The organism is Mycobacterium sp. NGS68 (assembly GCF_059812195.1).
Genome location: NZ_JCALCE010000034.1, coordinates 1 through 25,249, shown reverse-complemented (window position 1 = coordinate 25,249; position 25,249 = coordinate 1). Strand labels below are relative to the sequence as shown.

General features: G+C 70.6%; 6 protein-coding genes. 2 read left to right on the top strand and 4 right to left on the bottom strand.

The genetic code is table 11. The features are described 5' to 3' along the window. Nucleotides 1-61 precede the first annotated feature (61 nt). The gene (locus AC5Y5V_RS25970) at nucleotides 62-2,686 is read right to left on the bottom strand and encodes a helix-turn-helix transcriptional regulator (protein WP_499940828.1); all 2,625 of its coding nucleotides are present in this window, start codon (nucleotides 2,684-2,686) and stop codon (nucleotides 62-64) included. A gap of 64 nt (nucleotides 2,687-2,750) precedes the next feature. Next, complete coding sequence (locus AC5Y5V_RS25965; protein ID WP_499940889.1) at nucleotides 2,751-4,481, bottom strand: AMP-binding protein; 1,731 nt, start codon at nucleotides 4,479-4,481, stop codon at nucleotides 2,751-2,753. A 152-nt stretch (nucleotides 4,482-4,633) separates the two neighbouring features. Between AC5Y5V_RS25965 and pks2 the strand changes: the two genes are divergently transcribed. Together pks2 and AC5Y5V_RS25955 are read left to right on the top strand one after the other, a co-directional pair. Beyond that, nucleotides 4,634-10,834, top strand: coding sequence for a sulfolipid-1 biosynthesis phthioceranic/hydroxyphthioceranic acid synthase (gene pks2 / locus AC5Y5V_RS25960; RefSeq protein ID WP_499940827.1), 6,201 nt, complete (start codon nucleotides 4,634-4,636; stop codon nucleotides 10,832-10,834). A gap of 223 nt (nucleotides 10,835-11,057) precedes the next feature. Next, entirely contained in the window at nucleotides 11,058-12,293 is a 1,236-nt protein-coding gene (locus tag AC5Y5V_RS25955; protein WP_499940826.1) for an HNH endonuclease signature motif containing protein, read from the top strand. Between the two features lie 1,095 nt (nucleotides 12,294-13,388). Here AC5Y5V_RS25955 and AC5Y5V_RS25950 read toward each other — a convergent pair. Beyond that, the gene (locus AC5Y5V_RS25950; RefSeq protein ID WP_499940886.1) at nucleotides 13,389-16,424 is read right to left on the bottom strand and encodes an MMPL/RND family transporter; all 3,036 of its coding nucleotides are present in this window, start codon (nucleotides 16,422-16,424) and stop codon (nucleotides 13,389-13,391) included. Between the two features lie 44 nt (nucleotides 16,425-16,468). After that, on the bottom strand, nucleotides 16,469-25,249 hold an 8,781-nt coding region (locus AC5Y5V_RS25945), incomplete at its 5' end, for an amino acid adenylation domain-containing protein (RefSeq protein WP_499940825.1).

Here is a 25,249-nt window from a genome sequence, read left to right as displayed (position 1 = left end):
GGCACGGTATGGCCGACGTGCGGACCTGCGCATGCGTAGTCCACTACGTAACTTTCGTGGGTCAGACCATCCCGCCGCCGGGCCCGGACCGGATGATCGACGCCAGTTCCTCGCGGGACTGGGCCCCCACGCGTTGGCACGCCCGGTATACGTGGCCCTCGACCGTGCGCACCGACATCACCAGCTTTTCGGCGATGTCGCGGTTGGACAGGCCGGCGACGACGAGCTCGACGACGTCGCGCTGCCGACCCGACAGCTTCAGGCCCGACGGCGTCCGCATCGCGGGCGTGCGCAAACCGCCGCACTCGTCCGCCAATTCGCGGGCCAGGGCCGCGGCATACAACCCGCGCTTGTGCTGCTGGTCCGCGTCGAACGCCACCGACGCCTGCGCCGCGGTGTCGGCGGCGGCGGCCCGATCACCGATCTCGCGGTACTTCACCGACGCCGACAGCAGGCCCTCACCGTCGCCCGCCGACAGCGCCGCCGTGTGCAGCGCGACGGCCTCGGCCAGCGGCAGCGCCAACGCGTCGGCGAGTTCCCGCGCGCGGGCCGCCTGCGTGGTGTCGCCCCATTGCGCGGCGGCCTGGATGCAGGCCAGTTCGTGGGTGGGTTGCCCACGGTCGCGGGCGATTTCGGCCGCCTCGTGCGCGCTCGCCACCGCCTCGGTCAGGCTGCCGCTGGCCGCCGTCGCCCAGCCGCCCGCGAGCGCCAACGCGGTCTGCATGAACAGGAAATCGGGCGGGACGCACGACCGTGCCACGGCGACAGCGACGTTCGCTTCGGTCGCCTGCCCGAGCTTGGCGTGCGCTTCGGCGAGCGCGAAGTAGCTCGCCGGCTGCAAACCCGTCGTGACGGAATGGATCTGCACGCCCGCAAGCGCCTCGTGCACCAGCCGCGCCGCCTCGGCCACCGACCCGCGAACCAGCTCGACGTTGCCCATCAGGAAGGCCAGGTTCGCATAGGCCAGGCCGGGGATGTCGCGGGCCGATTCGGCCAGTTCCGTTGCCGTGGCGACGTATTCATCGATACGACCGGTCAGCCGGCAGGCGCGGCCGTACACGGCGCCGAACCAGTACCGCAGGTGGGAAGCCTGGAACGACGTCGTCGCGCCCCGCAGGGCACGCTGGGCCACCGCCGCGAGCTCGTCGACCTGGCCCAGGGCGCCCATCGCCATGATCAACGCGAGCGACGCCATCATCGCGTGGAAGCCGGAAAGATCCGCGAACTCGAGCGCCGCCCGGGCGTTTTCGGCCGCGACCTGGCATCGGGCCAGCGCGGCGTCCAGGCAGGCCTGCACCGCCAGTCGCTCCGCGGTCTGGGCCGGGGTTTCGGGGGCTCCGGCGAGGCCCTCCAGGATCACCGCCGCATCGCCGGGCCGGCCGAGCATCCAGATCAGGTTGGCCGCGCGCACCGTCGCCCAGTGATGCCCGTCGGGCAGGTCCGCGCCGGTCATGTCCTGCAGCGCCGCCTCGGCCTGCTCCCCGCGGCCGAGCAGCACCAGGTTCATCGCCCGCACCCCGGCCGCCCCCGGGGCGCCGGCCCGCGTCGCGGCGGTGGCTAGCCGGTCGGCCAGGTCCAGGTCCAGCAGCGTCATCGCGTGCCGAGCGGCGTCCAGATACAGCTCGGGATCCGGATCGAGATCGGACTCCAGCCGCAGCAGCGCGCGGCGCACGGTGGCCTGCATGTCGGCGTCGTCGTCTTCGGCCAACCGCGCCGCCAGCAGGCCGCGGATCTCCGAGAGGTACATCTCGCCGGCGCTGGCCCGGCGCAGCTCGCCGAACAGCGGGTGCGCCAGTCGCGCCATCAGCCGGGAGCCGGTGCGTTCGACGTTCACCAGACCCATCTGCTCGGCGGCCGCCAGGTCGGCGCGACGCACCAGGTCGCACAGCACGTCGACGGCCAGCGGCTCGCACTGCGAGAGCGTGTCGACGACCTTTGCCATCCGCGCGCTGAGCCGGCCGACCTGGCGCCCGATCATGTCGGACAGGCTCGGCGAGACGGCGACGTCGCCGTCCCACATCCACACCCCGGCCAGCTTGCGCATCCGTCCGGCCGCCACCTGGTCGGCCAGTAACTGGCGCAGGAACAGGGCGTTCCCCCCAGTCAGCTTGCGGAATCGGGCCGCGCTGCGCGCGTCGACGGGACCGTCCACCGCGCTCTCGATGACCTCGCGCGTCGCCGCGTCCGAAAGCGGTTCGAGGTCAAGGCGGGCCAGCAGCCCGTCCTTCCACAGCGCCGTCACCGCGTCGGGCTCGTCGGCGCCGGTGCGGACCGTGACCACCAGCCGGGCGCCGCCCGACTGGGCCAGCTGATGAACGACCAGCGCGGACAGCCCGTCGAGCAGGTGCGCGTCGTCGACCCCGATCACCACACGGCTCCGGCGCTGTTGCGCGACAAACGAATTGATCACCCGCCGCACGTTCGTCAGCGGGTCCGACATCGCATCACCCAGGGATCCGATGAACGCGCCGAGGGGCAGCGCCTGCGCCGAGTCGGTGCCGACGATCCATTTCGTGCGCTCGCCCATGGATTCGGCGCGCCGCAGCACCTCGCGGGCGAGCCACGTCTTGCCCACCCCGGCCGCTCCGGCGATCATCACGCCGGAGTAGTTGCCCGTCCCCGTCAGGGCGCGGCGAATAGTCCCCAGTTCGCTGCTACGCCCGGTCAGCGGCTCTGCGCCGATCACTCGGCAAATATATCGGGGGGTGCGCCTTTAGCGGGAGGATTTGACCCCGCGAGCCCGCGCGAGCCTACATCAGGCGGGCAAACTGGCCGTGCCGGTATTGCTCAACGCACGCCGCGCGCCGGACCTTGCCGCTGGTGGTGATCGGTATGGAACCCGGCGGCACCAACACCAGATCCGCGACGCTCAGGCCGTGCGCGTTGAATATCGCCGACGAGACCTCGCCCCTGGTCGCGACGAGCCTGTCCGTCGCCTCCTCCTCGGTCTCGCCGCGCTTCTTCAGCTCGATGATCGCGACGAGCTTCTCCGTGTGACCATCCGGAATGGCTATCGCCGCGACCCGGCCCCCGGTGATCTCCTGGATCGTCGCCTCGACGTCGTCGGGCGAGTGGTTGCGCCCGTGCACGATTAACAGGTCCTTGATGCGGCCGACGATGAACAACTCGCCGTCGGAGACGAAGCCCAGATCCCCGCTGCGCAGCCAGGGCTCATGGGGGGTGCCGTCCGACGGCCCGACCAGCGCGCCGCGGAAAGTGCGCTGGGTCTCTTCCGGCTTCTGCCAGTAGCCTGCGGCGACGTTGTCGCCGTGCACCCAGATCTCCCCCGCCGTGCCCGCCGGGCACTCCGTGCGGGTGTCGGGATCCACGATCCGCACCAACGGCGTCTGCGGCACGCCGTAGCTGACCAGCGACGTGCCGCCGGCCGACGGCTTCGCATGCCCCTCGGACAGCTTCTCGGCGTCGAAGTGGACGACATTCGGGGCGGCCCCGGGCGCGCGCGTCGACACATACACCGTCGCCTCGGCCAGTCCGTACGACGGCCGAATCACGCTCTCGCGCAGATTGAAACGCGCGAACCGCTGGGTGAAGCGCCGCAGCGTCGCCGGATGCACCCGCTCGCTGCCGGTGACGATGATCAGGACGTCGGACAAATCATGGTCGGCCATGTCGTCGTCGGACGTTTTGCGCGCCGCCAGCTCGAACGCGAAGTTGGGACCCGCGGTGTAGGCGTGGCTATTGTCCGCCATCAGCTGCATCCACCGCGCCGGTCGCTGCAGGAAGGCAACCGGACTGGTCAGGATCGCGGGAAGCCCCAAAAGCACTGGCGCACAGATGCCCAACAGCAAACCCATGTCGTGATAGAACGGCAGCCACGACAAGATGGTGGTGTCCGGCGGCGGGACGTTGCCGTAATCGGCGAAATAGCCGGACATCAACTGTTCGAAGTTGCCCAGAATGTTCTTGTGCGACATCATCACGCCCGCCGGCTGACGAGTCGAGCCGGAGGTGTACTGCAGATACGCCGTTTCCGGGCCGTCGGTCGCCCTGGCGCTGGGCCCGCCCCGCACGTCGCGGTCCAGCAGGTCGAGCTCGACGAGTGACGGAGCCGGCCCCCCGGCCCGCGGCCCCACGTGCTCGGCGACCGCGCCCGCCGCGGCGGACGTAGTGAGCACGACAGCTGGTGTCGCGTCCTCAAGCACCCAGCCAACCCGGTCGTCGATGGCGCCACCTAGCGGAACCGACAGCGGAACCGCGATCTGCCCCGCGTGCAGTGCGCCGAGAAACCCGACGAAGTAGTCGAGCCCTTGCGGCGCCAGGATGACGGCGCGATCCCCCGGCGACCCGCAGCGGTCCAGCTCGCGCGCCACCCCCAGCGTTCGCCGGTACAGCTGCGACCAGGTCAGGGTCTCGGGGACACCGTTCCAATCACGGTCGTAATCCAGGAAAGTGACCGCTGGATCGTCGGGCTGCAGGCTGGCGCGTTCGCGCAGCACAAATGGAATGGACTCCGCAATCACCTGCCCCATGTTCCCTCGGCCATCGCCGTTGAAACGTCTGGGAGCGAAATCTCAGGAAGCCCGCGTGGATCCCACAGGCGGCGGAGGTTTGAACCGTCACCCCGTGGTCAATCGTTATCACTTGGGCCCGGGGGAGTTGTGGGGGAGGCGGCATGGTCTCGATCGAGACAATCGACGTTGGCGTAAAAAAGGATTCGACCGCATCTGTGACTCCGGTGGCGGTGATCGGCATGGCGTGCCGCCTGCCCGGCGGCATCGACTCGCCGGAGCGGTTGTGGGAAGCGTTGCTACGTGGTGACGATATGGTCACCGAAATCCCCTCTGATCGTTGGGATCTGGACGACTACTACGATCCCGAGCCCGGCGTGCAGGGCCGGTCGACCTGCAAGTGGGGCGCGTTCCTCGACGACGTCGCCGGATTCGACGCCGAGTTCTTCGGCATCAACGAGCGCGAGGCGACAGCGCTGGACCCCCAACACCGGTTGTTGCTGGAGACCTCGTGGGAGGCCGTGGAGCACGCCGGCCTGACCCCGCAAATGATGACCGACTCGCTGACCGGAGTGTTCGTCGGGCTCACGCATTTCGACTACCAGATCCGTGTCGCCGACTCTCCCGCCATGGAAGGGCCATACGGCTTCGTGGGCAACGGATTCAGCATGGCTTCCGGGCGGATCGCCTACGCGCTGCGCGTCAAAGGCCCCGCCCTCACGGTCGATTCCGCGTGTTCGTCCGGCCTGCTCGCCGTCCACATGGCCTGCCGCAGCCTGAACGACGGGGAGAGCGACCTCGCGCTCGCCGGTGGCGCGCTGGTGATGCTGGAGCCGCGAAAGTTCGCGGCGGGGTCGGCGCAGGGCATGCTGTCGCCGACGGGACGCTGCCACGCGTTCGACGTCGCGGCGGACGGCTTCGTGTCCGGTGAGGGTTGCGCCGTGGTGCTGCTCAAGCGGCTGCCCGACGCGCTGCGCGACGGTGACCGGATCCTGGCGGTGGTGCGTGGCACCGCCGCCAACCAGGACGGCCACACCGTGAACATCGCGACGCCGTCGGAGGACGCGCAAACCGCGGTGTACCAGTCGGCGTTGGCCGCGGCCGGCGTCGAGGCCGCCACGGTGGGCATGGTCGAGGCGCACGGGCCCGGCACCCCGGTCGGCGACCCCATCGAATTCGCCAGCCTGGCAAATGTTTACGGCACCGACGACCGCTGCGCGCTGACGTCGCTGAAGACCAACTTCGGACACACGCAGTCCGCCGCCGGGACGCTGGGCCTGATGAAGGCGGTCCTCGCGCTGCAGCACGGCGTGGTACCGCCGAACCTGCACTTCACCCGCCTTCCCGACGAGCTCGCGCGCATCGACACCAACCTCTTTGTGCCACAGGAGACCATGCCGTGGACCACCGACGGGCGACAGCCGCGTCGGGCCGCGGTGTCGTCGTACGGCCTGTCCGGCACCAACGTGCACGGTGTGCTCGAGCAGGCACCCGAAAGTGCTGCGCCGCAGCGTGTTCCGGTTGCAGCGACGGGCCCGTTGCTCTTCACGTTGTCGTCCACCTCGGCCGACGAACTGCGGCGCACTGCCGGCCGGCTCGCCGACTGGGTAACGGCGCACGACGACGTCGCGCTGCCGGATCTGGCGTACACCTTGGCCCGTCGGCGCGCGCATCGCCCCGTGCGCACTGCCGTCGTCGCCGACAGCCATCCGCAGCTCGCGGCGGCGTTACACGCTGTGGCGCAAGGCGATACCCCGCACGAGGCCGCGGTCGGCCGCGACGACCGCGGACCGGTGTGGGTGTTTTCCGGCCAGGGTTCGCAGTGGGCCCGGATGGGCGCCGAGTTGCTGGCGACTGAACCGGCGTTCGCCGCGACGGTGGCGCGTGCCGAGCCGATCATCTTGCGCGAGTGCGGCTTCTCGGTGACCGAGGCGATGTCGGCGCCGCAGACCGTGACCGGCCAGGACCGGATCCAGCCCACACTGTTCACCATGCAGGTCGCGCTGGCCGCCACCATGACGGCGTACGGGGCGCGGCCGGGCGCCGTCATCGGGCACTCCGTCGGTGAGGCCGCGGCGGCCGTCGTCGCCGGGGCGCTGACGCTGGAAGACGGGCTGCGGGTGATCTGCGCCCGGTCGAAGCTGATGTCGCGGGTAGCGGGCACCGGCGCCACGGCATCGGTGGAATTGCCTGCCCAGCAGGTGCTCTCGGAACTGACCGTGCGGCGGATCAAGGACGTCGTGGTGGCGGTGGTGGCGTCGCCGGAGTCGACGGTGATCGCGGGCGACGCCGCGACTGTGCACGAGTTGGTCGCGGCCTGGGAGCAGCGGGGGGTGCTGGCCCGCGAGGTGCCCACCGACGTCGCGTTCCATTCGCCGCAGGTCGACCCGATCGTCGGCGAGCTGACCGGGATGCTCGACGGCCTCAGTCCGGCGTCGCCGGCGATTCCGTTCTACTCGGCGACGCTGTATGACCCGCGCGAAGAGCCGGTGTGCGATGCCCGCTACTGGGCCGACAACATGCGCCGGATGGTGCGATTCTCCGCGGCGGTGCGGGCCGCGCTGGAGGACGGCCACCGGGTTTTCGCCGAACTGTCGCCACACCCGCTGCTCACCCACGCCGTCGGGCAGACCGCCCGCAGCCTCGACACGCCGCTGGCCGCGCTGGCCGCCATGCGTCGCGAGCAGGAATTGCCGCACGGGCTCAAGGGTTTCCTGGCCGACCTGCATGGTGCGGGCGCGGCGATCGACTTCTCGGCGCTGTATCCGGACGGCCGACTGGTGGATGCGCCGTTGCCGACCTGGACGCACCAGCGGCTATGGTTGAGCGACGAGGGCCAGTCCCGCACTGCGTTCACGGTCGCGGTTCACCCGCTGCTCGGGGCACACGTGCGCCTGCAGGAGGAACCGGAGCGCCACGCGTGGCAGTCCGAGGTCGGCACCGATGCGCACCCTTGGTTGGGCGATCACCAAATCCACAATGTCTCAGTGCTTCCCGGCGCGGCCTACTGCGAGATGGCGCTGGCCGCGGCGCGTGCGGTCTTCGGCGAGGACAGCGAGGCGCGTGACATCCGCTTCGAGCAGGCGCTGCTGCTCGACGCGCAAACCACCGTCGGCGCCGTCGCGACGGTCGACACGGCGGAGGCGGCCAAGTTGGTCGTCGAGGCCGGGCAGGCGCGACACGCAGCCGCCGCGCTGCGCGCCGCGCCCGACGATCGGCCGCCGGCACGGGACATCACGGCACTGCTGGCGGCGCACCCGCGCCGCGAGGACGGGGCCGACCTGCGAAACCGCTTGGACCAGTACGGCCTTCAGTACGGGCCCGCGTTCAGCGGGCTGGCCGCCGTGTACCCCGGTGCAGACAGCGTGCTGGCCGAGGTCGCGCTGCCGGGCCCGATCCGCACCCAGCAGGCCGCCTACCACGCGCATCCCGCGTTGCTGGACGCCTGCTTCCAGGCCGCCGCCGCGCTGCCGGACGTTCAAGGCATCGGCGGGCTGGCGTTGCCGGTCGGTGTCCGTCGGATCCGCGCCTACGGCCCGGCGCGCGACGCGCGCTACAGCTACCTGCGGGCCACCGGCAGCGATGCCACCGGCATCGAGACCGACATCGACCTCCTCGACGAACAGGGCAACGTGCTGATCGCGGTGCAGGGACTGCGATTTGGCACCGCGACGGCCGAGGGCGGCAACGACGACCGGGTGCTGACCGAACGGCTGCTCACCGTCGAATGGCAGCAACGCGAGCTGCCCGAACTGCCCAACGCCGACGCGGGAAAGTGGCTGTTGATCGGCGCAGGCTTTGATGCGTTGCGCGCCGCGCTGGGAGAACACGGCGCGCACTGCGTCGGCCTGCCCTCGCCGGGCGATGCCGACCGGCTCGAAAGTGAGCTGCGTGGCGGGGAATTCGCCGGTGTGGTCGTGTGCCCCGTCGAGCAGTCGGACTCACGGAGCCCGTCGCATGTCCGCGAAGTGGTGCGCATCGCGCGCACATTGACGGAACTGCCCGGCGATCCGCCCCGCCTGTACGTCGTGACCCGCGGCGCCCAAGCGGTGACGGCCGGCGAGCGCCCCAACCTGGAGCAGGCCGGACTGCGTGGGCTGCTACGGGTAATCGACACGGAACAGCCACATTTGGGCGCCACGCTCATCGATGTGGACTTCGATGTGGACGCCGATCAGCTGGCGCGGCAACTGCTCGGCGGGTCCGAGGAGGACGAGACGGCGTGGCGTGGCGGTCAGTGGTATACGGCACGGCTGTATCCCGCTCCGCTGCGTCCCGAGGAGCGGCAGACGACCGTCGTGCATCCCGAGCGTGACGGAATGCGACTGCAGATCCGCACACCGGGCGACCTGGAGTCGATGGAACTGGTCGCATCCGAGCGGGTTTCGCCGGGCCCGGGCCAGATCGAGGTCGCGGTCAGCGCGTCCAGCATCAACTTCGCCGACGTCCTGGTTGCGTTCGGCCGCTACCCCTCCTTTGAGGGGCGGCTGCCGCAGTTGGGCACCGACTTCGCCGGGGTCATCACCGCCGTCGGGCCCGACGTGACCGAGCATCGGGTGGGCGATCACGTCGCGGGGTTGTGCGCCGACGGCTGCTGGGGCACCTTCCTGACGTGCGACGCGCGCCTGGCCGTGGGGTTGCCGGATGGGCTGTCCGACGACCAGGCCGCGGCGGTGACGACCGCGACCGCCACCGCGTACTACGGCCTGCACCAGCTGGCGCACATCAGGGCCGGCGACAAGGTGCTGATCCATTCCGGGACCGGCGGGGTGGGGCAGGCAGCGATCGCCATCGCCCGCGCCGCCGGGGCCGAAATCTTCGCGACCGCGGGCAGCGAGCAGCGCCGACAACTGCTGCGCGACATGGGCATCGAGCACGTGTACGACTCGCGCACCCTGGAGTTCGCCGACCAGATCCGCCGCGACACCGAGGGTTACGGCGTCGACATCGTGTTGAACTCCGCGATCGGCGCAGCCCAGCGGGCGGGCGTCGAATTGCTTGCGCTCGGTGGACGATTCGTTGAGATCGGCAAGCGCGACATCTACGCCGACGCCCGGCTGGGGCTCTTCCCGTTCCGCCGCAACCTCGCGTTCTACGGCCTGGACCTGGGGCTGCTGTCCTACAGCGACCCGGACCGGCTGCGCGATCTGCTCGACACCGTGTACCGCCTCACCGCGGACGGCTCGCTGCCGATGCCGGAGTGCACGCACTATCCACTTGCCGACGCCGCCACCGCGATTCGGGTGATGAGCAACGCGCAACACACCGGCAAGCTGGTGCTCGACATCCCGCACACCGGCCAGAGCCGCGTCACGGTGCCGCCGGCACAGGCGCGGCCCTTCCGCTCCGACGGTTCGTACATTGTCACCGGCGGGCTGGGCGGCCTGGGACTGTTCCTGGCCGAGAAGATGGCGGCGGCGGGGGCCGGGCGCATCGTGCTGTCCTCGCGCTCGGAGCCCACGGTGAAGGCACTGGAAACGATCGAGTGCATCCGCGCCGTCGGCGCCGACATCGTGGTCTCGTGCGGCGACATCGCTGTGGCCGGAACGGCGGAGCGTCTGGTGGCCGCCGCGACCGCCACTGGGCTGCCCGTGCGCGGCGTGCTGCACGCCGCGGGCGTGATCGAGGACGCCACCCTGGCCAATATCACCGACGAGGTCCTCGAGCATGACTGGGCACCAAAGGTTTACGGCGGGTGGAACCTGCACGAGGCCACGTCCGGTCAGCCACTGGACTGGTTCTGCTCGTTCTCCTCGGCGGCGGCGCTGGTCGGCGCGCCCGGGCAGGGCGCCTACGCGGCGGCCAACAGCTGGCTGGACGCGTTCGCGTGGTGGCGCCGGGCGCAGGGCCTGCCGGCCACCTCGATCGCGTGGGGCGCCTGGGGGCAGATCGGCCGTGGGACCGCGCTCGCCGAGAGTACGGGACTCGCGATTGCTCCCGACGAGGGCGCGTACGCGTTCGACACGCTGCTGCGCCATGACCGCGCGTACACCGGTTATGCCCCTCTTACCGGTGCCCCGTGGCTGGCCGCCTTCGCCCAACGCAGCCCGTTCGCCGAGGCGTTCCGGCCCAACCGTCAAAATGGCTCGGGGACAAGCAAACTGCGTGCCGAGCTGGAGACTCTGGACCGCGACGAGTGGCCCGTGCGGCTGCGGCGGCTGATCTCCGATCAGGTCACCCTGATCGTGCGTCGCAGCATCGATCCGGATCGGCCGCTGCCGGAGTGCGGGATCGACTCGCTGGGCGCGCTGGAGCTTGGCACCCGCATCGAGGCCGAGACGGGCGTCCGCATCACGTCGTCCGAAGTCACCACGATTCGCGGGTTGGCGGACTTGCTGTGCGAGAAGTTGGCGCCTGCGGAGTGAGCCGTCGCCTGCGGAGCGAGCCGTCGTCTGCGGAGTGAGCCGTCGCCTGCGGAGTGAGCCGTCGGGCCCTGCTCACCCGTCACCGCGGCCTCCGCGGGAAGGTATGTGCCGAATTGCCCGTCTTTTAGCGACAATGAGCTGCCACACAAGGCTTTAGCTTTCCGGCCCCACCGCGTGGCGTTTGGCGGGAAAAGTTGTCGTAGGTCGCTGCTTTGATGTGGTTATGTCGTCGTCCGCTTTGCCTGTCACGCCGGTCAGACCGATTGATCGTTTGGAGGTGTTGTTTGAGGAGCTCGCGGAGTTGGCGGGTCAGCGTAATGCGATTGATGCCCAGATTGTGGCGCGGGTGGCTGAGATTGAGCGCGACGGGTTGTGTGGGATGACCGGGGCGCGGTCGGTGAAGGCGTTGGTGGCCTGGCGGCTGGGGTTGTCCTCGGCGACCGCGTCCACGCTGACTACGGTGGCGGGCCGGATCGGGGAGTTCCCGTTGTGTGCCGCGGGGATGGCGGCGGGCCGGTTGTCGCTGGATCAGGTGGGGGTGATCGCCGCCGGGGCGGGTGCGGGTTCTGATGAGCATTATGCGGAGCTGGCGGCGGTGGCCACGGTCAACCAGTTACGCACCGCCGTCAAGCTGGAGCCCCGCCCCGACCCCGAGCCGCGCCCGGCACCGGAATCCTCGTTCCGCAAGACCGGCACCGAGGCGGGCAGTTGTTACCGGATCACGCTGGGCCCTGTGGAGGCGGCGACGTTCGATGCCGCGCTGGCCGCCCATCGGGATGCGCTGATCGCGCAGTGGAAACGCGATCACGCTGAGAGTAGCGAGGAGCAGCGGCCCCCGATCCCTTCCACAGTGGATGCGTTTCTGCGGTTGGTGGAGGCCGGCTGGGACGCTGATGCCGCCCAGCGCCCGCATGGGGCACACACCACGGTGGTGGTGCACCTCGATGTCGCCCAGCGTGCCGCCGCCCTGCATCTGGGCCCGCTGCTCTCCGACGCCGAACGGCAGTACCTGACTTGTGATGCCACCTTTGAGGCGTGGTTTGAGCGCGACGGGGTGCCGATCGGGGCGGGGAGGGAGACCCGTCAAATCAGCCGCCGGCTGCGCCGCGCCCTCGAGCACCGCCACCGCACCTGCGCAGTACCCGGATGCGGGGCCACCCGCGGCCTGCACGCCCACCACCTGGTGCACTGGGAAGACGGCGGCCCCACCGAGCTCTCGAACCTGGTGCTGCTATGCCCGTATCACCACCGGTTGCATCACCGCGGCGGCATCACGATCTCCGGCACCGCCGAGGATCTCAGCGTCACCGACAGCGACGGCCACACCCTGGACAACCGCTCCCTGGCCCGACCACCCAACAAACCCCCACCCGATGTTCCGCCCTGGAACGGGCCTCTCGGCGAACGCGCCGACTGGTGGTGGTACACACCCTACGAACCCAAAAAGACCGGAACGTAGCGCACCGTGATCGATGCCTTGGCAGCCGCATGGCTCTGCGGCACAGGGGTTGTCGGTTGTTGGCGCTGTGGCGGGCGGCGCCTCCGCGAGAGTCCCCAAATTCGAGGCCTGACCCGCGATTTGACGTGACTTTGAGGGCTCTCGCGGGCCAGCGGGCGGGCGGGGCCCCGCGGCCGTGCACGAAACGCCGGCCAGCGCAGCGTGCCGCTGTGCATCTGCGTGCACGGGCAGGCGACGGGGCGAGCATGTGGCGGGTCGCCCGCCTCCGCGCGACACGTTGTCGCTACGAGGCGGGCAAAACTCCATATGCCCTTTCTTGTGACGCCGGGGGACTCGCCAGCCTGACACGGTGAGCGGCGGCGCCGCGAGCGACCCCAAATTCGAGGCCCCACCCGCAATTTGACGCAAATTTGAGCGCCCTCGCGGGCCAGCGGCGGACGGGCGGGCGACCATCCGGACCCCCGCGCACGTGCACGACATGCCGGTCAGTACGGCATGTCGTCGTACATCGGCGCACACTCGCGGACACACGCGACCGCCGGCATGTGCCTGCTCGCCCGCCTCCGCGCGACAGGCTGTCGCTACGAGGCGGGCAAAACTCCATATGCCAATTTTCTTGCGACGCCTGGGGACCCGCGAGCAAGGACGCGGCGGGCGGCGCCGCCGCGAGCGACCCCAAATTCGAGGCCCCACCCGCACTTCACGCAAATTTGAGCGCCCTCGCGGACACGCGGCCGCCGGCATGTGGCGGTTTGCCCGCCTCCGCGCGACAGGCTGTCGCTACGAGGCGGGCAAAAGTCCATATGCTGATTTTCTTGTGACGTCTGGGACTCGCGAGCGACCCCAAATTCGAGACCTCACCCGCAATTTCGCGCAAGTTTGAGCGCCCTCGCGGGCTGGGCGGCGGGCGGGCGGCCATCCGGACCCCCGCGGCCGTGCACGACACGCCGGCCACAGCGGTGGCCGTACGTCTACGCGCACGCGCGGGCACGCGACGGTCAGCATCTGCCCGCGCGCCAAGCTGTCGCTCACTGGTGCACTACGACGCGGGCAAAACTCCATACGCCGACTTCCTGCGACGCAGGAACGCCGCTGCTAACTCCCCCGCAACCAACGATTCTCGAACCACGGCGTCCACAGCCACGCGGTCTGACCGGCCGATCCCGACGCCGCCCGCGGACGGGCCTCGGGACGCTGCACCGCCGAACGCGCGGGCGAACGTCCGGACGGACGTCGCCGACCCCGCCACCCCGACGGCCACCAGTTGGCCTTGCCGGCCAGCACCGCCAGCGCCGGCACGGTAATGGTGCGCACGACGAAGGTGTCCAGCAACAGCCCCACACCGATGACGAAGCCGGCCTGTACCACGGAACTGACACTGCTGAACAGCATCGCGAACATCGGCGCGGCGAAAATGATTCCAGCGGAAGTGATCACGCCGCCGGTCGTGCCCACAGTCCGGATGACGCCGGATCGGATCCCATGCGGGGATTCGTCGCGTATTCGGGAGATCAGCAGCATGTTGTAGTCCGCGCCGACGGCCACGAGCACGATGAAAGCCATCCCCGGCATGCTCGCGTTCAACGGCTCACCACCGATTAGCTGCAACACGATGACCCCGATGCCCAACGATGACAGATACGAAAGGATCACCGTGCCAACCAGATACAGCGGTGCCACGACCGCCCGCAGCAGCATCACCAGGATCAGGAACACGACGACGACGGTCATGATGACGATGTACCGCAGGTCCTGGTTGTAGTAGTCGCGCATTTCGCTGTAGTAGGGCGTCAGGCCCGACATCGATATCTGCGCGTCGGCCAGCGAGGTGTTGGCCTGTGCCCCACGCGCCGCGGACAGGATCGCCTTAACCTGATCCATCGCCTTCGAGTCGTACGGGTCCAGCTTCGATTGGACCAGGTAGCGCACCGCGTGCCCGTCGGGCGACATGAATACCGCGGCGAGATCCTTGAATTGGTCGTTGCCCAGGATCTCCGGCGAAATGTAGAAGCCGGCCGCGCCGGGCTGGGACGCGTTGAGTTTCATCGCAAGCAGGAAGGCCGCCGCGTGCGACAGGCCCTCGCCCAGCTGTCTGGTCTGGTCGTCCAGGGTTCGCACCCCGTCGGCGATCTGGCGGCTGCCGTCCGCCAGCTGGTTGGCGCCTTGAGTCAGTTGCGAAATGCTCTGCTGCAGACCGCCCGGATTGTTCAGGCCCAGCGCCCGAATCGATTTCGAGGCCGCCTCCATCGAGGGTTGCAGCCTCTGCAGCGTCTCGACGAGGCGCCGCAGCTGGTCGCGCAGCTGGACGCAGTTGGGATCGTTCACGCAGGCGGGGTTGGTATCCAGGCCGCCCAGCACGTTGTCGGCCAGCTTCACGACGTCGTTGAGGTTTCCGGCCGCCGGCTGGATCGAGTCGCCGGCGTTCATCTGGCTGGCAAGCCGCGCCTGCAGGTCCCGCAGCGCCTCGGAGTTGGAGAGCTGGTTCTTCATGGTCGTCAGCTGGTTGGCCAGGCCATTGATCACCCCGGTGGCCTGCGTCAGCTGACTGCGGACGGCGGCCAGCGCGTCGGCGAGTTTGCGCGCCCCGCCCGTCAGCGCGTCGCGCTGGTCCTTGCTGCCGGAGATCTTCGACGACACGTCGGCCAGCCGGTCGCCGATCACCCCCGCCTGGTAACTCAACGTGGCCTGTTCCAGCGGGGCGCCCGTGGGCCGGGTGACGCCGCGGACCATCGCGATATTCGGCAGCTCGCTGACCCGCTGCGCCATCTGCTCCAAGTCCGCCAGCGCCTTGGTATTGCGCATGTCGTGCGGCGACTGGATGAAAATGTACTGCGGCACAGTGGAACTCGCCGGGAAGTGACGTTGTATCGCGGCAAATCCGATGTTGCTCTCGGCTTTTGGCGGCAGCGTCGTGCGCGCGTCGTAGCTAGTGTGCATGACGGCCACGCAGCTGGCCAGCGCGATCAGCACGACGAGGCTGGCGGCCAGGTGCGCGACGGGGCGCCGGACGATGTGGATTCCGGACCGACGCCAGAACCGGGTGGTGAGGTCGCGCCGTGGCTTGATCCAGCCGCGGCGCCCGGCGATCACCATCATCGCCGGAAGCAGCGTGATCGCGGCCAGGAACGCCACGGCGATCGAGACGGCCAGGGCGGGACCGATGGTGGAGAACACCAGCAGCTTGGTGAAGGTCATCCCGAGGAAGGTGACCGCGACGGTGGCCGCGGAGGCGGCTATCACCTTGCCGATAGCGGCCAAAGCGCGCGCGACGGCCTCGTCGGAATCCATCCCCTGCCGCAGGTATTCGTGATATCGGCTGATCAGGAACACGGCATAGTCGACGCCGGCGCCGATCATCATGGCGGTCATGAAGATGACGGTCTGCTGGGAGATGCCCAGTCCGGCCATCGCGAGGCCGGAGACCACCTGGGCCGCGACGGCCTGAGATATGCCGATGGTCACCAGCGGAAGCAGGATGGTGACGGGATTGCGGTATACGACAAGCAGAATCAACAACACCATGAGCAGGGTCGCGCTCTCGATCACCCGCAGGTCGCGTTCCCCGATCTCGGCGAGTTCGGAGACGGTGGCCGTCAACCCCGTCATGTGCGCGGTGACCCCCGAGCCCGGGGGCGCCTGTTTGAGCGTCTTGTTGACGATGTCTACGACGCGTTCGTAAGCCTTATTGGAAGCGGGCGAACCCAATTCGCCCGCGATGCCGACGGGGATGAACCACGCCTTGTTGTCCTTGCTGGCCATCACCTCCCGCAGCGGCGGTTTGGAGATGAAGTCCTGCACCATGACGACGTCGTGGGTGTCGGCGCGCAACCTGTCGACCAGGGTGCGGTAGACGTCTTCGTCGGGCTTGGTCATCCCGTGCTCGTTGGTGAGCACGACGAGCGCGACGTTCTGGATGCCCGGCTCGTGGAACGCCGCCGTCATCTTCCGGGTCGCCACCATCACCTGCGCGTCGCTCGGCAGGAGTTCCTGGGTGTGTTCGCGGGCGATCTTGGTCACCGGCGGAAACATGCCCCCCAGCACCGCCATCAGCAGCACCCAGCCGGCGATGACGAGCCACGGGCGGCGCGCCACCACCCGGGCCAACCGCAGGAACCCGCCGCCGAGAGACATGCCGCCCAGCGACGAGCCGGAAAGCCGCCGCGGCCACTTCACTTTCACGTTGCCTCACCGACCAGTCGCCTCAGTTGTCTGCCGTACCTGTCGAGCGATTCGGCGCTCAGCATCTCTTGATGCGTGCAGTCGGTGGGGTACACGGTGATCTCGCCGGCGACGTGCGGCCGCCAGCTCCGCTCTAGGAAAGAGGCGCGATCGCTCTGATCGCGCGCGGCGGAGAAGATGACCACGTCACCGTCGAACACGCGCGGCTCATGCGTCCGGTAGAACCGGACGCTGGTGTTGAGGTTCTGCACGATCAGGTTCAAAAGCTGGTGGTAGCGCGGGAATTCGGCGGCACCGCGCCGGCTGACGAGTTCTTCGATCTGCTCATAGCTCAGCGCGCCGTCCTGTTCAGGGATGGCGAGCCGGCCGAACCGCAGGATCTCCTCGAGTATCGGCTTCTTGTCGCCCAGCGCATGGCTCGGCTGTGTGACGGTGCTGCCGATCCCGGGCTGGGCGTCCAGCAGGATGAGGCGCGCGACGTCGCGCCCGCGGGCCTGCAGCTCGATGGCGACTTCGTGGGCGACGACGCCGCCGAAGGACCAGCCGAGCAGGCCGTACGGGCCGGCCGGGTGGATTTCTTCAATCCGGTCGGCATAGTTGCCGGCCATGTCGCGGATCGACTGTGGTTCGGGTTCGTCGTCGCGCAGGATCTGCTGAATGCCGATGATCGGGCAGTCCAGGTAGTTGCGCAGGATCTGGTACGGCCAGCTCACCCCGCCGACGGGGTGAATGCAGAACAGCGGTGCGCCGTCACCCTTCTTGAGGGTCTGCACCGGGACGATCTGCTGCAGCGCAACGCCATTCGGTTGCAGGCGCTGACTCAGCTCTCGCACGGACGGGGCCTCGAACAGGGTGGGCACGGCGAGGCCGGCGTCCAGGCGGGCGTTGACGGCGGCGATCAGGCGCATCGCGGAGATGCTGTCGCCGCCGAGGTCGAAGAAGGAGTCGTCCACCCCGACCACCTCGACGCCCAGCACCTGGGCGTAGGCGCCGGCCAGGAGCTCCTCGACGGCGTTGGCCGGGGCGCGGTACTCGCCGGCCGCGTACTCGGGCGCGGGCAGCGCCCGGGCGTCGAGTTTGCCGTTGGGGGTCAGCGGCAGGGCATCGAGGACGACGACGGCCGCGGGGACCAGGTACGACGGCAGCCGCTCGCCCAGCGCGGCCCGCACCGCGAGCGGTTCGGCGGTGCCGGTGATGTATCCGACGAGGCGCTTGGCGCCGGGACGGTCCTCGCGGGCGATCACCACTGCCTGGTCGACGCCGTCCAGCGCGGTCAGGGCGGCCTGCACCTCGCCGCGCTCGATGCGGTAGCCGCGGATCTTGACCTGCTCGTCGGCGCGGCCGAGGGAGTCCAGTTGCCCGTCGTCGCGCCACCGCACCAGGTCCCCGGTGCGGTACATCCGCTGTCCGGCCGGTCCATACGGGCAGGCGACGAACCGCGACGCGGTCAACCCGGTACGGCGGACGTATCCGTCGGCGACGCCGGCGCCGGCCACGTACAGCTCGCCGACCACGCCGACCGGCACCGGCCGCAGCCACCCGTCGAGCACGAACAAGGCGGCGCCCGGCACCGGCGAACCGATGGGCGGGGTGCCCGGGGACCCCGCCTTCAGGGGCGTGCTGATGGCCACGCACATGGTGGTCTCGGTCGGCCCGTAGGCGTTCACCATCACCCGTCCCGGCGCCAGGCGATCCACCACCTCGGGCGGACAGGCCTCACCGACCACCACCAACGCCAGCGAATCCAGCCCGCCCAGCGGCAGCGCGGCGACCGCCGACGGGGTCTGGGTCAGCACGCTGACCCGCTCGTCGACCAGCGCGTCGTGGAAGTCCCGAGGTGAGCGAGCGACCACGTCGGGGATGACGGCGACCCGCCCGCCGCGCAGCAGCGGCCCGAAGATCTCCCACACCGAGACGTCGAAGGCCAGCGAGTGGCTGTGGCTCCACACCCCCGCCGCCGGCAGCCCCGCGTCCAGAGCCCCCAGCAGCGCGGTGACGTTGCGGTGGGTGACCGCGACGCCCTTGGGGAGTCCGGTGGTGCCGGAGGTGTAGATCAGGTACGCGGCATCGTCCGGACCCGGCCCGACAGGCGGCGCGGTGGCAGGCCAGTCGCCCGGGTCGGCCAAGGCTGCCAGGTCGGCGAGGGTGAGCACCGCCACCGGCGCGGCGTCACCCAGCAGGAACTCGATGCGCTCGCCGGGCAGCGTGGGGTCTACGGGCAGGTAGGCGGCACCCGTCTTGAGGACCGCCATGATCGCCACGACCGCGTCGACCGACCGGGGCAGCAGCAGCGCCACCCGCTGTCCCGGGCCGGCGCCGCGGGCGGCGAGCCGGTGGGCCAGCCGGTTGGCGGCCTCGTCGAGTTCCCGGTAGGTCAGGGAGCGGCCCGCGCCGCTGACCGCCACCGCCTCGGGGATGCGTTCGACGTGCGCGCCGAACAGCGCCGGAATCGACCAAGACACCGCCGCGCCCGCCGGCGGGTTCAAGGCCGCGCGCTGACCGATCTCGTCCAGCCGCGCGTGCTCGCCCGCGTCGAGCACGTCCACCGAGGACAGCGGCCGCTCCGGATCGGCCGTCATCGCCGCCAGCACCCGCCGCAACCGCTCGATCAGCGCGTCGATGCCCGCCGCGTCGAACACATCGGTGTCGAATTCGACGCGGAAGCCCAGCTCCTCGCCCGGCTGGGCCTGCACGGTCAGCGGGTAGTGGTTGTATTCGCGGACCGTGGACTCGGTGATGGTCAGCTCGTGGTCGCCCAGGAAGGCGCCGGTGTCGATCGGATAGTTCTCGTAGGCGAACAGGGTGTCGAACAGCTTGTCCTGGCCCGTGATGCGGTGCATCTCGCTGAGCGCCAGGTGCTGGTGCTCGACGGTGTGCGCGTACGCGCGCTGCAGCTGGTCCAGCAAATCAGCGGTAGTGGTGGTCGCCGCGATCCTCGCGCGCACCGGCACGGTGTTGATCAGCAGGCCGACCATCGACTCCGCGCCGGGCAACTCAGTCGGGCGGCCCGACACCGTGGTGCCGAATGCGACGTCGTTGTGGCCGGTCAGCCAGGACAGCAGCTGCCCCCACGCGGCCTGCAGCACGATGTTGACTGTGCTCTGGTGCGCGCGGGCCAACTCGCCGAGGGCCCGGGTGGTATCCGCGGACACCGCGAACGACCGCACGCCGCGTCGGCCCAACCGCAAACGCTGTGGCGGGCCGACGAGGGTGGGCGCGTCGAACCCGTCGAGCACGTCGCACCAGGCGGCGCGGGCGGCATCGGAGTCCCGGTCGGCCAGCCAGGTGAGGAAGCTCCGGTACGGGACGGGCGCGGGCAGTCGGTGCCCGTTGAAGGTCGCGAAGATCTCCGCCAGCAGGATCGGCAACGACCATCCGTCGAGCACGATGTGGTGGATGGTGAGCACCAAGCGGTGCCGGTCGGGAGCGGTGCGGATCATCGCCGCCCGGAAGGGGGGCTGGTCGGCGAGGTCGAAGACTGCGGCGCGCTCGTCGGCGCGGAATTCCTCGATCCGCCGGTCGGCGTCGAGTTCCAGGTAGCGCCAGGCCATTTCGGGTGCGGCGGGGATGATCTGCACCGGCTCGTCGAACTGCTGGCTGAATCGCGCGACCAGGTTCGGGTGCCGCCGCACCACCGTGTGCACCGCGTCGTCCAGGCGCTGCGGGTCGAGCCAGCCGGTGACGGCGAAATCCAGCTGCACGGCGTAGATGTCGTCGCTGGAGCGCGCGGTGCCGGCGTGGAAGAGCAGCCCCTGCTGCAGGGGGGTCAACGGCAGCACGTCCGCGATCCGGTCCCGGCGCGCCAGCTCGTCGAGCTGCGGTTGGCTGAGCCGCGCGGGCGCGACGTCGGACGGTGTGAGCCCGCCGCCCCCGGCGCGCACGTGCGCGCAGATGCCGGTAAGGGCCTCGAACCACAACCGGCTGAGCCGCTCGACCTGCGCCTCGTCGAGGGCCGACGGCGCCCAGGTCCAGTCGGCGTACAGCCGCGGGCCGGCGTCGGTGTCGAGGGTGCCGGCGTTGACCTCGACGGTGTGCATCAGCGGCATGGGCACCGCGGTGGCGAGCCGGGTGACCCCGGTAGTCGACGCGCCGTCGGGGCAGATCCGCCAGGCATCCTCGGGGAGGTCGGCCGCGGCGCCGCCGAGGCGCCCGAAGTAGTTGAAGCCGATCGCCGGGTCGGGCCCGGCCAGGTCGGTGTCGGCGTTGAGGTAGCGCAGCGCGCCGTAGGTCAGGCCGTCGGGCAGGGCACGCAGCTGTTCCTTGGCGTCCTTGAGTACCGGCCCCAGCGCCGCGTCGCCGGCGATGACGTCCGCCCAGGACAGCCGACCGAACCGCACGGCCACCGGGTACTTGGTGGTGAACCATCCGACGGTGTGCGACAGGTCGACGTTGCGGCCCAGCTCCTCGTGGCGGCCGTGGCCCTCGACGTCGATGCCGATCGGCCCGTCGCCCCCGGCGAATTCCGCGACGGCCAGGCCGAACGCGATCAGCAGGATGTCCTGGATGCCTGCGCGGAACGCGGCCGGGACCTCACCCAGCAGGGTCCGGGTCGTCTCGACGTCGTCGAGCGAGACCGACAGGTGCCCGGCGCTGGCGTACGTGTCGACGGCGGGTTGGACCGGCGGCAGCAGCGCGGGTGTCGCCGCCAAGTGCCGCCACGCCTGTGCGTGGGCGACGACGGCCGGGGCGTGGGCGTGCTCGGTCAGCAGCGACGCCCACCGCTGGAACGACGTACCGGTGGTCGGCAGCGCGACCTCGAGGCCCGCGCGATGCTGGACCCAGGCCACGTTGAGGTCTTCCAGCAGGATCATCCACGACACCGCGTCGACGGCCAGGTGGTGCACGATCAGCGCGAGTTGGCCGGTGTCGGTGCTCCACAGCGCGCTCAGCACCACCCCGTCGGCCGGGTTGAGCCGCGACCGCGCCGCGATCACCGCCTCGTCGGACAGGGCGTCGACCGTGTGCAGGCAGGAGCGGACGTCCACCGAGCCGGGCTCGGGGACGGTAAAGCCGCCATCCGCCCGCAGCCGCAGCATGCCGTGCCGGTCGAGCAGCGCCTGGAGCACGACCGCCACGTCGTCCTCGGTGGTTCCCGCGGGCGCCTGCAGCAGCACCGTCTGGTTGAACTGGTCCACGGGGCCGGGCACTTCCTGCAACCACCGCATGATCGGGGTCGCGGTGACGGGCCCGACGCCCTCGTCGGCGGGGCCGGCCGCACCCTCAGCGGCCCCCGCGGCGAGTTCGGCCACCCGGGCCAGCCGGGCCACGGTCTGCTCGACGAACACATCCCGCGGCCGGCACGTCAGGCCGGCGGCCCGCGCCCGCGCGACGACCTGCATCGACAGGATGCTGTCGCCGCCGAGTTCGAAGAAGGAGTCGTCGACGCCGACCCGGTCCAGGCCCAGCACCTGCGCGTAGATGGCGGCCAGGGTCTCCTCGACGGCGCCGGCGGGGGCGCGGTAGCGGTCGGCGTCCCGGTACTCCGGCGCGGGCAGCGCGCGCTTGTCGAGTTTCCCGTTGGGCGTCAGCGGCAGAGCGTCCAGCACCACGACGGCCGCGGGGACCATATAGACCGGCAGCCGCTGCGCCAGCGCGGCGCGCGCCTGGGCGGGGTCTAGTCCCTCGGCGGTGCCGGTGACGTATCCGACGAGACGCTTGTCGCCGGGGCGGTCCTCGCGCGCGACCACCGCGGCCCGCTCGACGCCGTCCAGCGCGGCCAGCGCGGCCTGGACGTCACCGAGCTCGATGCGGTAGCCGCGGATCTTGACCTGCTCGTCGGCGCGGCCCAGGTAGGTGAGCTGCCCGTCGGGCCGCCAGCAGACCAGGTCGCCGGTGCGGTACATCCGCTGTCCGGGCGGTGCGTAGGGGCAGGCGACGAACCGCGCGGCCGTCAGCCCGGCCCGCCGCGCATAGCCCGCCGCCACCCCGGCGCCGGCCACGTACAGCTCGCCGACCACTCCGGGCGGCACCGGCCGCAGCCAGGCGTCGAGCACGAACAACGCGGCCCCCGGCACCGGCGAACCGATCGGCACCGGCCCCGGGGTCAGGGGCGCGCTGACCGCCGCGTAGATGGTGGCTTCCGTCGGGCCGTAGGCGTTGAGCATCACCCGGCCGGGGGCCCAGCGGTCCACCAGCTCGGGTGGGCAGGCCTCCCCGGCCACCACCAGCGCCGTCGACTCCAGCCCGTCTGGTGCGAGCATCGCCGCCGCGGACGGGGTCTGGCTCAGCACGCCGACCCGTTCGGCGACGAGCAACGCATGCAGGTCCTGCGGCGAGGCCGCCACCGACTCCGGCACGATCACCAGCCGCCCGCCGTCGAGCAGGGCGCCGAAGATCTCCCACACCGACACGTCGAACGCCAGCGAATGCCACTGCGACCACACCGCCGGGCGGGGCAGATCGGCGCCGACCGACGCGAGCAGTCCCGTGACGTTGCGGTGGGTCACCGCGACGCCCTTGGGGATGCCGGTGGTGCCCGAGGTGTAGATCAGGTAGGCGAGATCGTCGGGCGCCGGGGCGGTCAGCGCCGTGGCGGGCGCCGTGTCATCCGGGTTGACGACGGGCACGTCCTGGCCCTCGAGCCGGTCGGCGAGTTCCGCGGTGGTGACGACGGCCAGCGGCGCGGCATCGGACAGCAGCAAGCCGATCCGCGCCGACGGCAGCGCCGGGTCGATCGGCAGGTACGCGGCACCGGTCTTGAGCACCGCGACGATCGCGACGATCGCCTCGGCCGACCGGGACAACAGCAGCGCCACGGACCGGCCCGGGCGGGCGCCGCGGCGGGCCAGTGACCACGCCAACCGGTCGGATGCCTCGTCGAGGTCGCGGTAGGTCAGTGTGCGGTCCCCGCAGCTGAGGGCCGCCGCGTCGGGGGTGCGCTCGACCTGGGCGGCGAACAGTTCGGGGATCGACTGCGACATTCCCGGGGCGCGGAGCGCGGCCCGGTTGCCGATCGCGTCGAGGCGGGCGTGTTCCGGCGCGTCGAGCAGGTCCACCGAAGACAGCGGCCGGGCGGGGTCGGCGGTGAGCGCCGCCAGCACGCGGTGCAGCCGCTCGATCAGCGTCTGGATGCTGGCCGCGTCGAACACGTCGGTGCGGAACTCGACGCGGCCGCCGATGCCGGCGGGTTCGCCAGTCTCGGTCCAGCGTTCGGCCAGCGAAAACACCAGGTCCATGCGGGCCGACTGGGTGTCGATCGGCAGCGGCGTCACGTCCAGCTCGCCCAGGCCCAACCCGGCGGCCGGATCGCCGGTGTGTCCGGCGAAGTTCTGCCAGGCCAGCATGACCTGCACCAGCGGGTGGTGGCTGAGGGATCGGGTGGGGTTGAGCCGCTCGACGAGCGCCTCGAACGGCACGTCCTGGTTTTCGTAGGCGGCCAGGCTGCGGGCGCGGACCTGGGCGAGCAGTTCGGTGAAGCTGGGGTCGGCGGCCAGGTCGACGCGCAGCACCAGGGTGTTGACGAAGAAGCCGACCAGATCGTCGAGGCCGGGGTCGCGGCGCCCGGCGATCGGGAAGCCGACGGCCACCTCGGGGCTGGCCGTGATCTTCGACAGCAGCGCCGCCAGCGCGGCCTGCACGACCATGAAGGCGGTCGCGTTGTGCTCTCCCGCCACCCGGGCCACCCGCCGCTGCATCTCGGCGGGCCAAGCCACATCCACGCTGGCGCCGCGCTGATCGGCGACCAGCGGGTAGGGGCGGTCGGTGGGCAGCGGCAGCCGTTCGGGCATGCCGGCCAGGGCGTCCTGCCAGTAGGCCAGCTGCGTGGCGATGGGGCTGTCCCCGTCGTCGAGGTCGGCGAGGTCCCCGAACTGGGCCCGCTGCCACAGCGTGTAGTCGACGTACTGCACCGCCAGCGGCGCCCAGCCGGGCGCCTCGCCCGCGCAACGGCTGGCGTACGCCATCCCCAGATCCCGTACCAGCGGCCGCAGCGACCAGCCGTCGGCGGCGATGTGGTGCACCACGGCCACCAGCACGTGCTCGTCCTCGGCGACCCGGAAAAGCGTCGCCCGCAGCGGGATCTCGGTGGCGAGGTCGAACGCGTGGCTCGCCGCGGTGTCGATGGCCTGGTCCAGTTGGTCCGCGGGCCAGCCGGCGGCGTCGACGACCCGCCAGCCGACGTCGACCCGCTCGGCGGGCAGCACGACCTGCTGCGGTACGCCGTCGGGCGCGGTGAGCAGCGTGCGCAGGCTCTCGTGCCGTCCGACGACGTCGCCGAGCGCGGCGCCCAGCGCTGCCGGGTCGAGGGGCCCGCGCAGCCGCAACGCGGACGCGATGTTGTAGACCGGCGACGGACCCTGCAGCTGGTCGACAAACCAGAGCCGGTTCTGCGCGAACGACAACGGGACGACGGCCGGCCGGGGACCGGCGACCAGTCGCGGCAGCCGGCCGGCGGCCTCGCCGATGCGGGGGGCCAGCCGGGCGACGGTGGGCGCCTCGAAGACGGTACGGACCGCGAGGTCGGCGTCGAGGGCGTCGTTGACGCCCGCGATCAGCTTCATCGCGGAGATGCTGTCCCCGCCGAGGTCGAAGAAGGAGTCGTCGACGCCGACCCGCTCGACGCCCAGGACCTGGGCGTAGATGCCGACCAGGATCTCCTCGACCGTGTTGGACGGGGCCCGGTATTCGCCGGCGGCGTATTCGGGTGCGGGCAGGGCGCGTTTGTCGAGCTTGCCGTTGGGGGTGACGGGCAGGGCGTCCAGGACGACGAGCGCGGCGGGGACCATGTAGCCGGGTAGCCGCTGGCCCAGCGCGGTGCGGGCATCGACGGGGTCGGCTTC

Coding starts and splice junctions, on each gene's coding strand:
- AC5Y5V_RS25950 (WP_499940886.1), bottom strand. CDS start 16,424: ATGTCTCTCGGCGGCGGGTTCCTGCGGTTGGCCCGGGTGGTGGCGCGC.
- AC5Y5V_RS25955 (WP_499940826.1), top strand. CDS start 11,058: ATGTCGTCGTCCGCTTTGCCTGTCACGCCGGTCAGACCGATTGATCGT.
- pks2 (WP_499940827.1), top strand. CDS start 4,634: ATGGTCTCGATCGAGACAATCGACGTTGGCGTAAAAAAGGATTCGACC.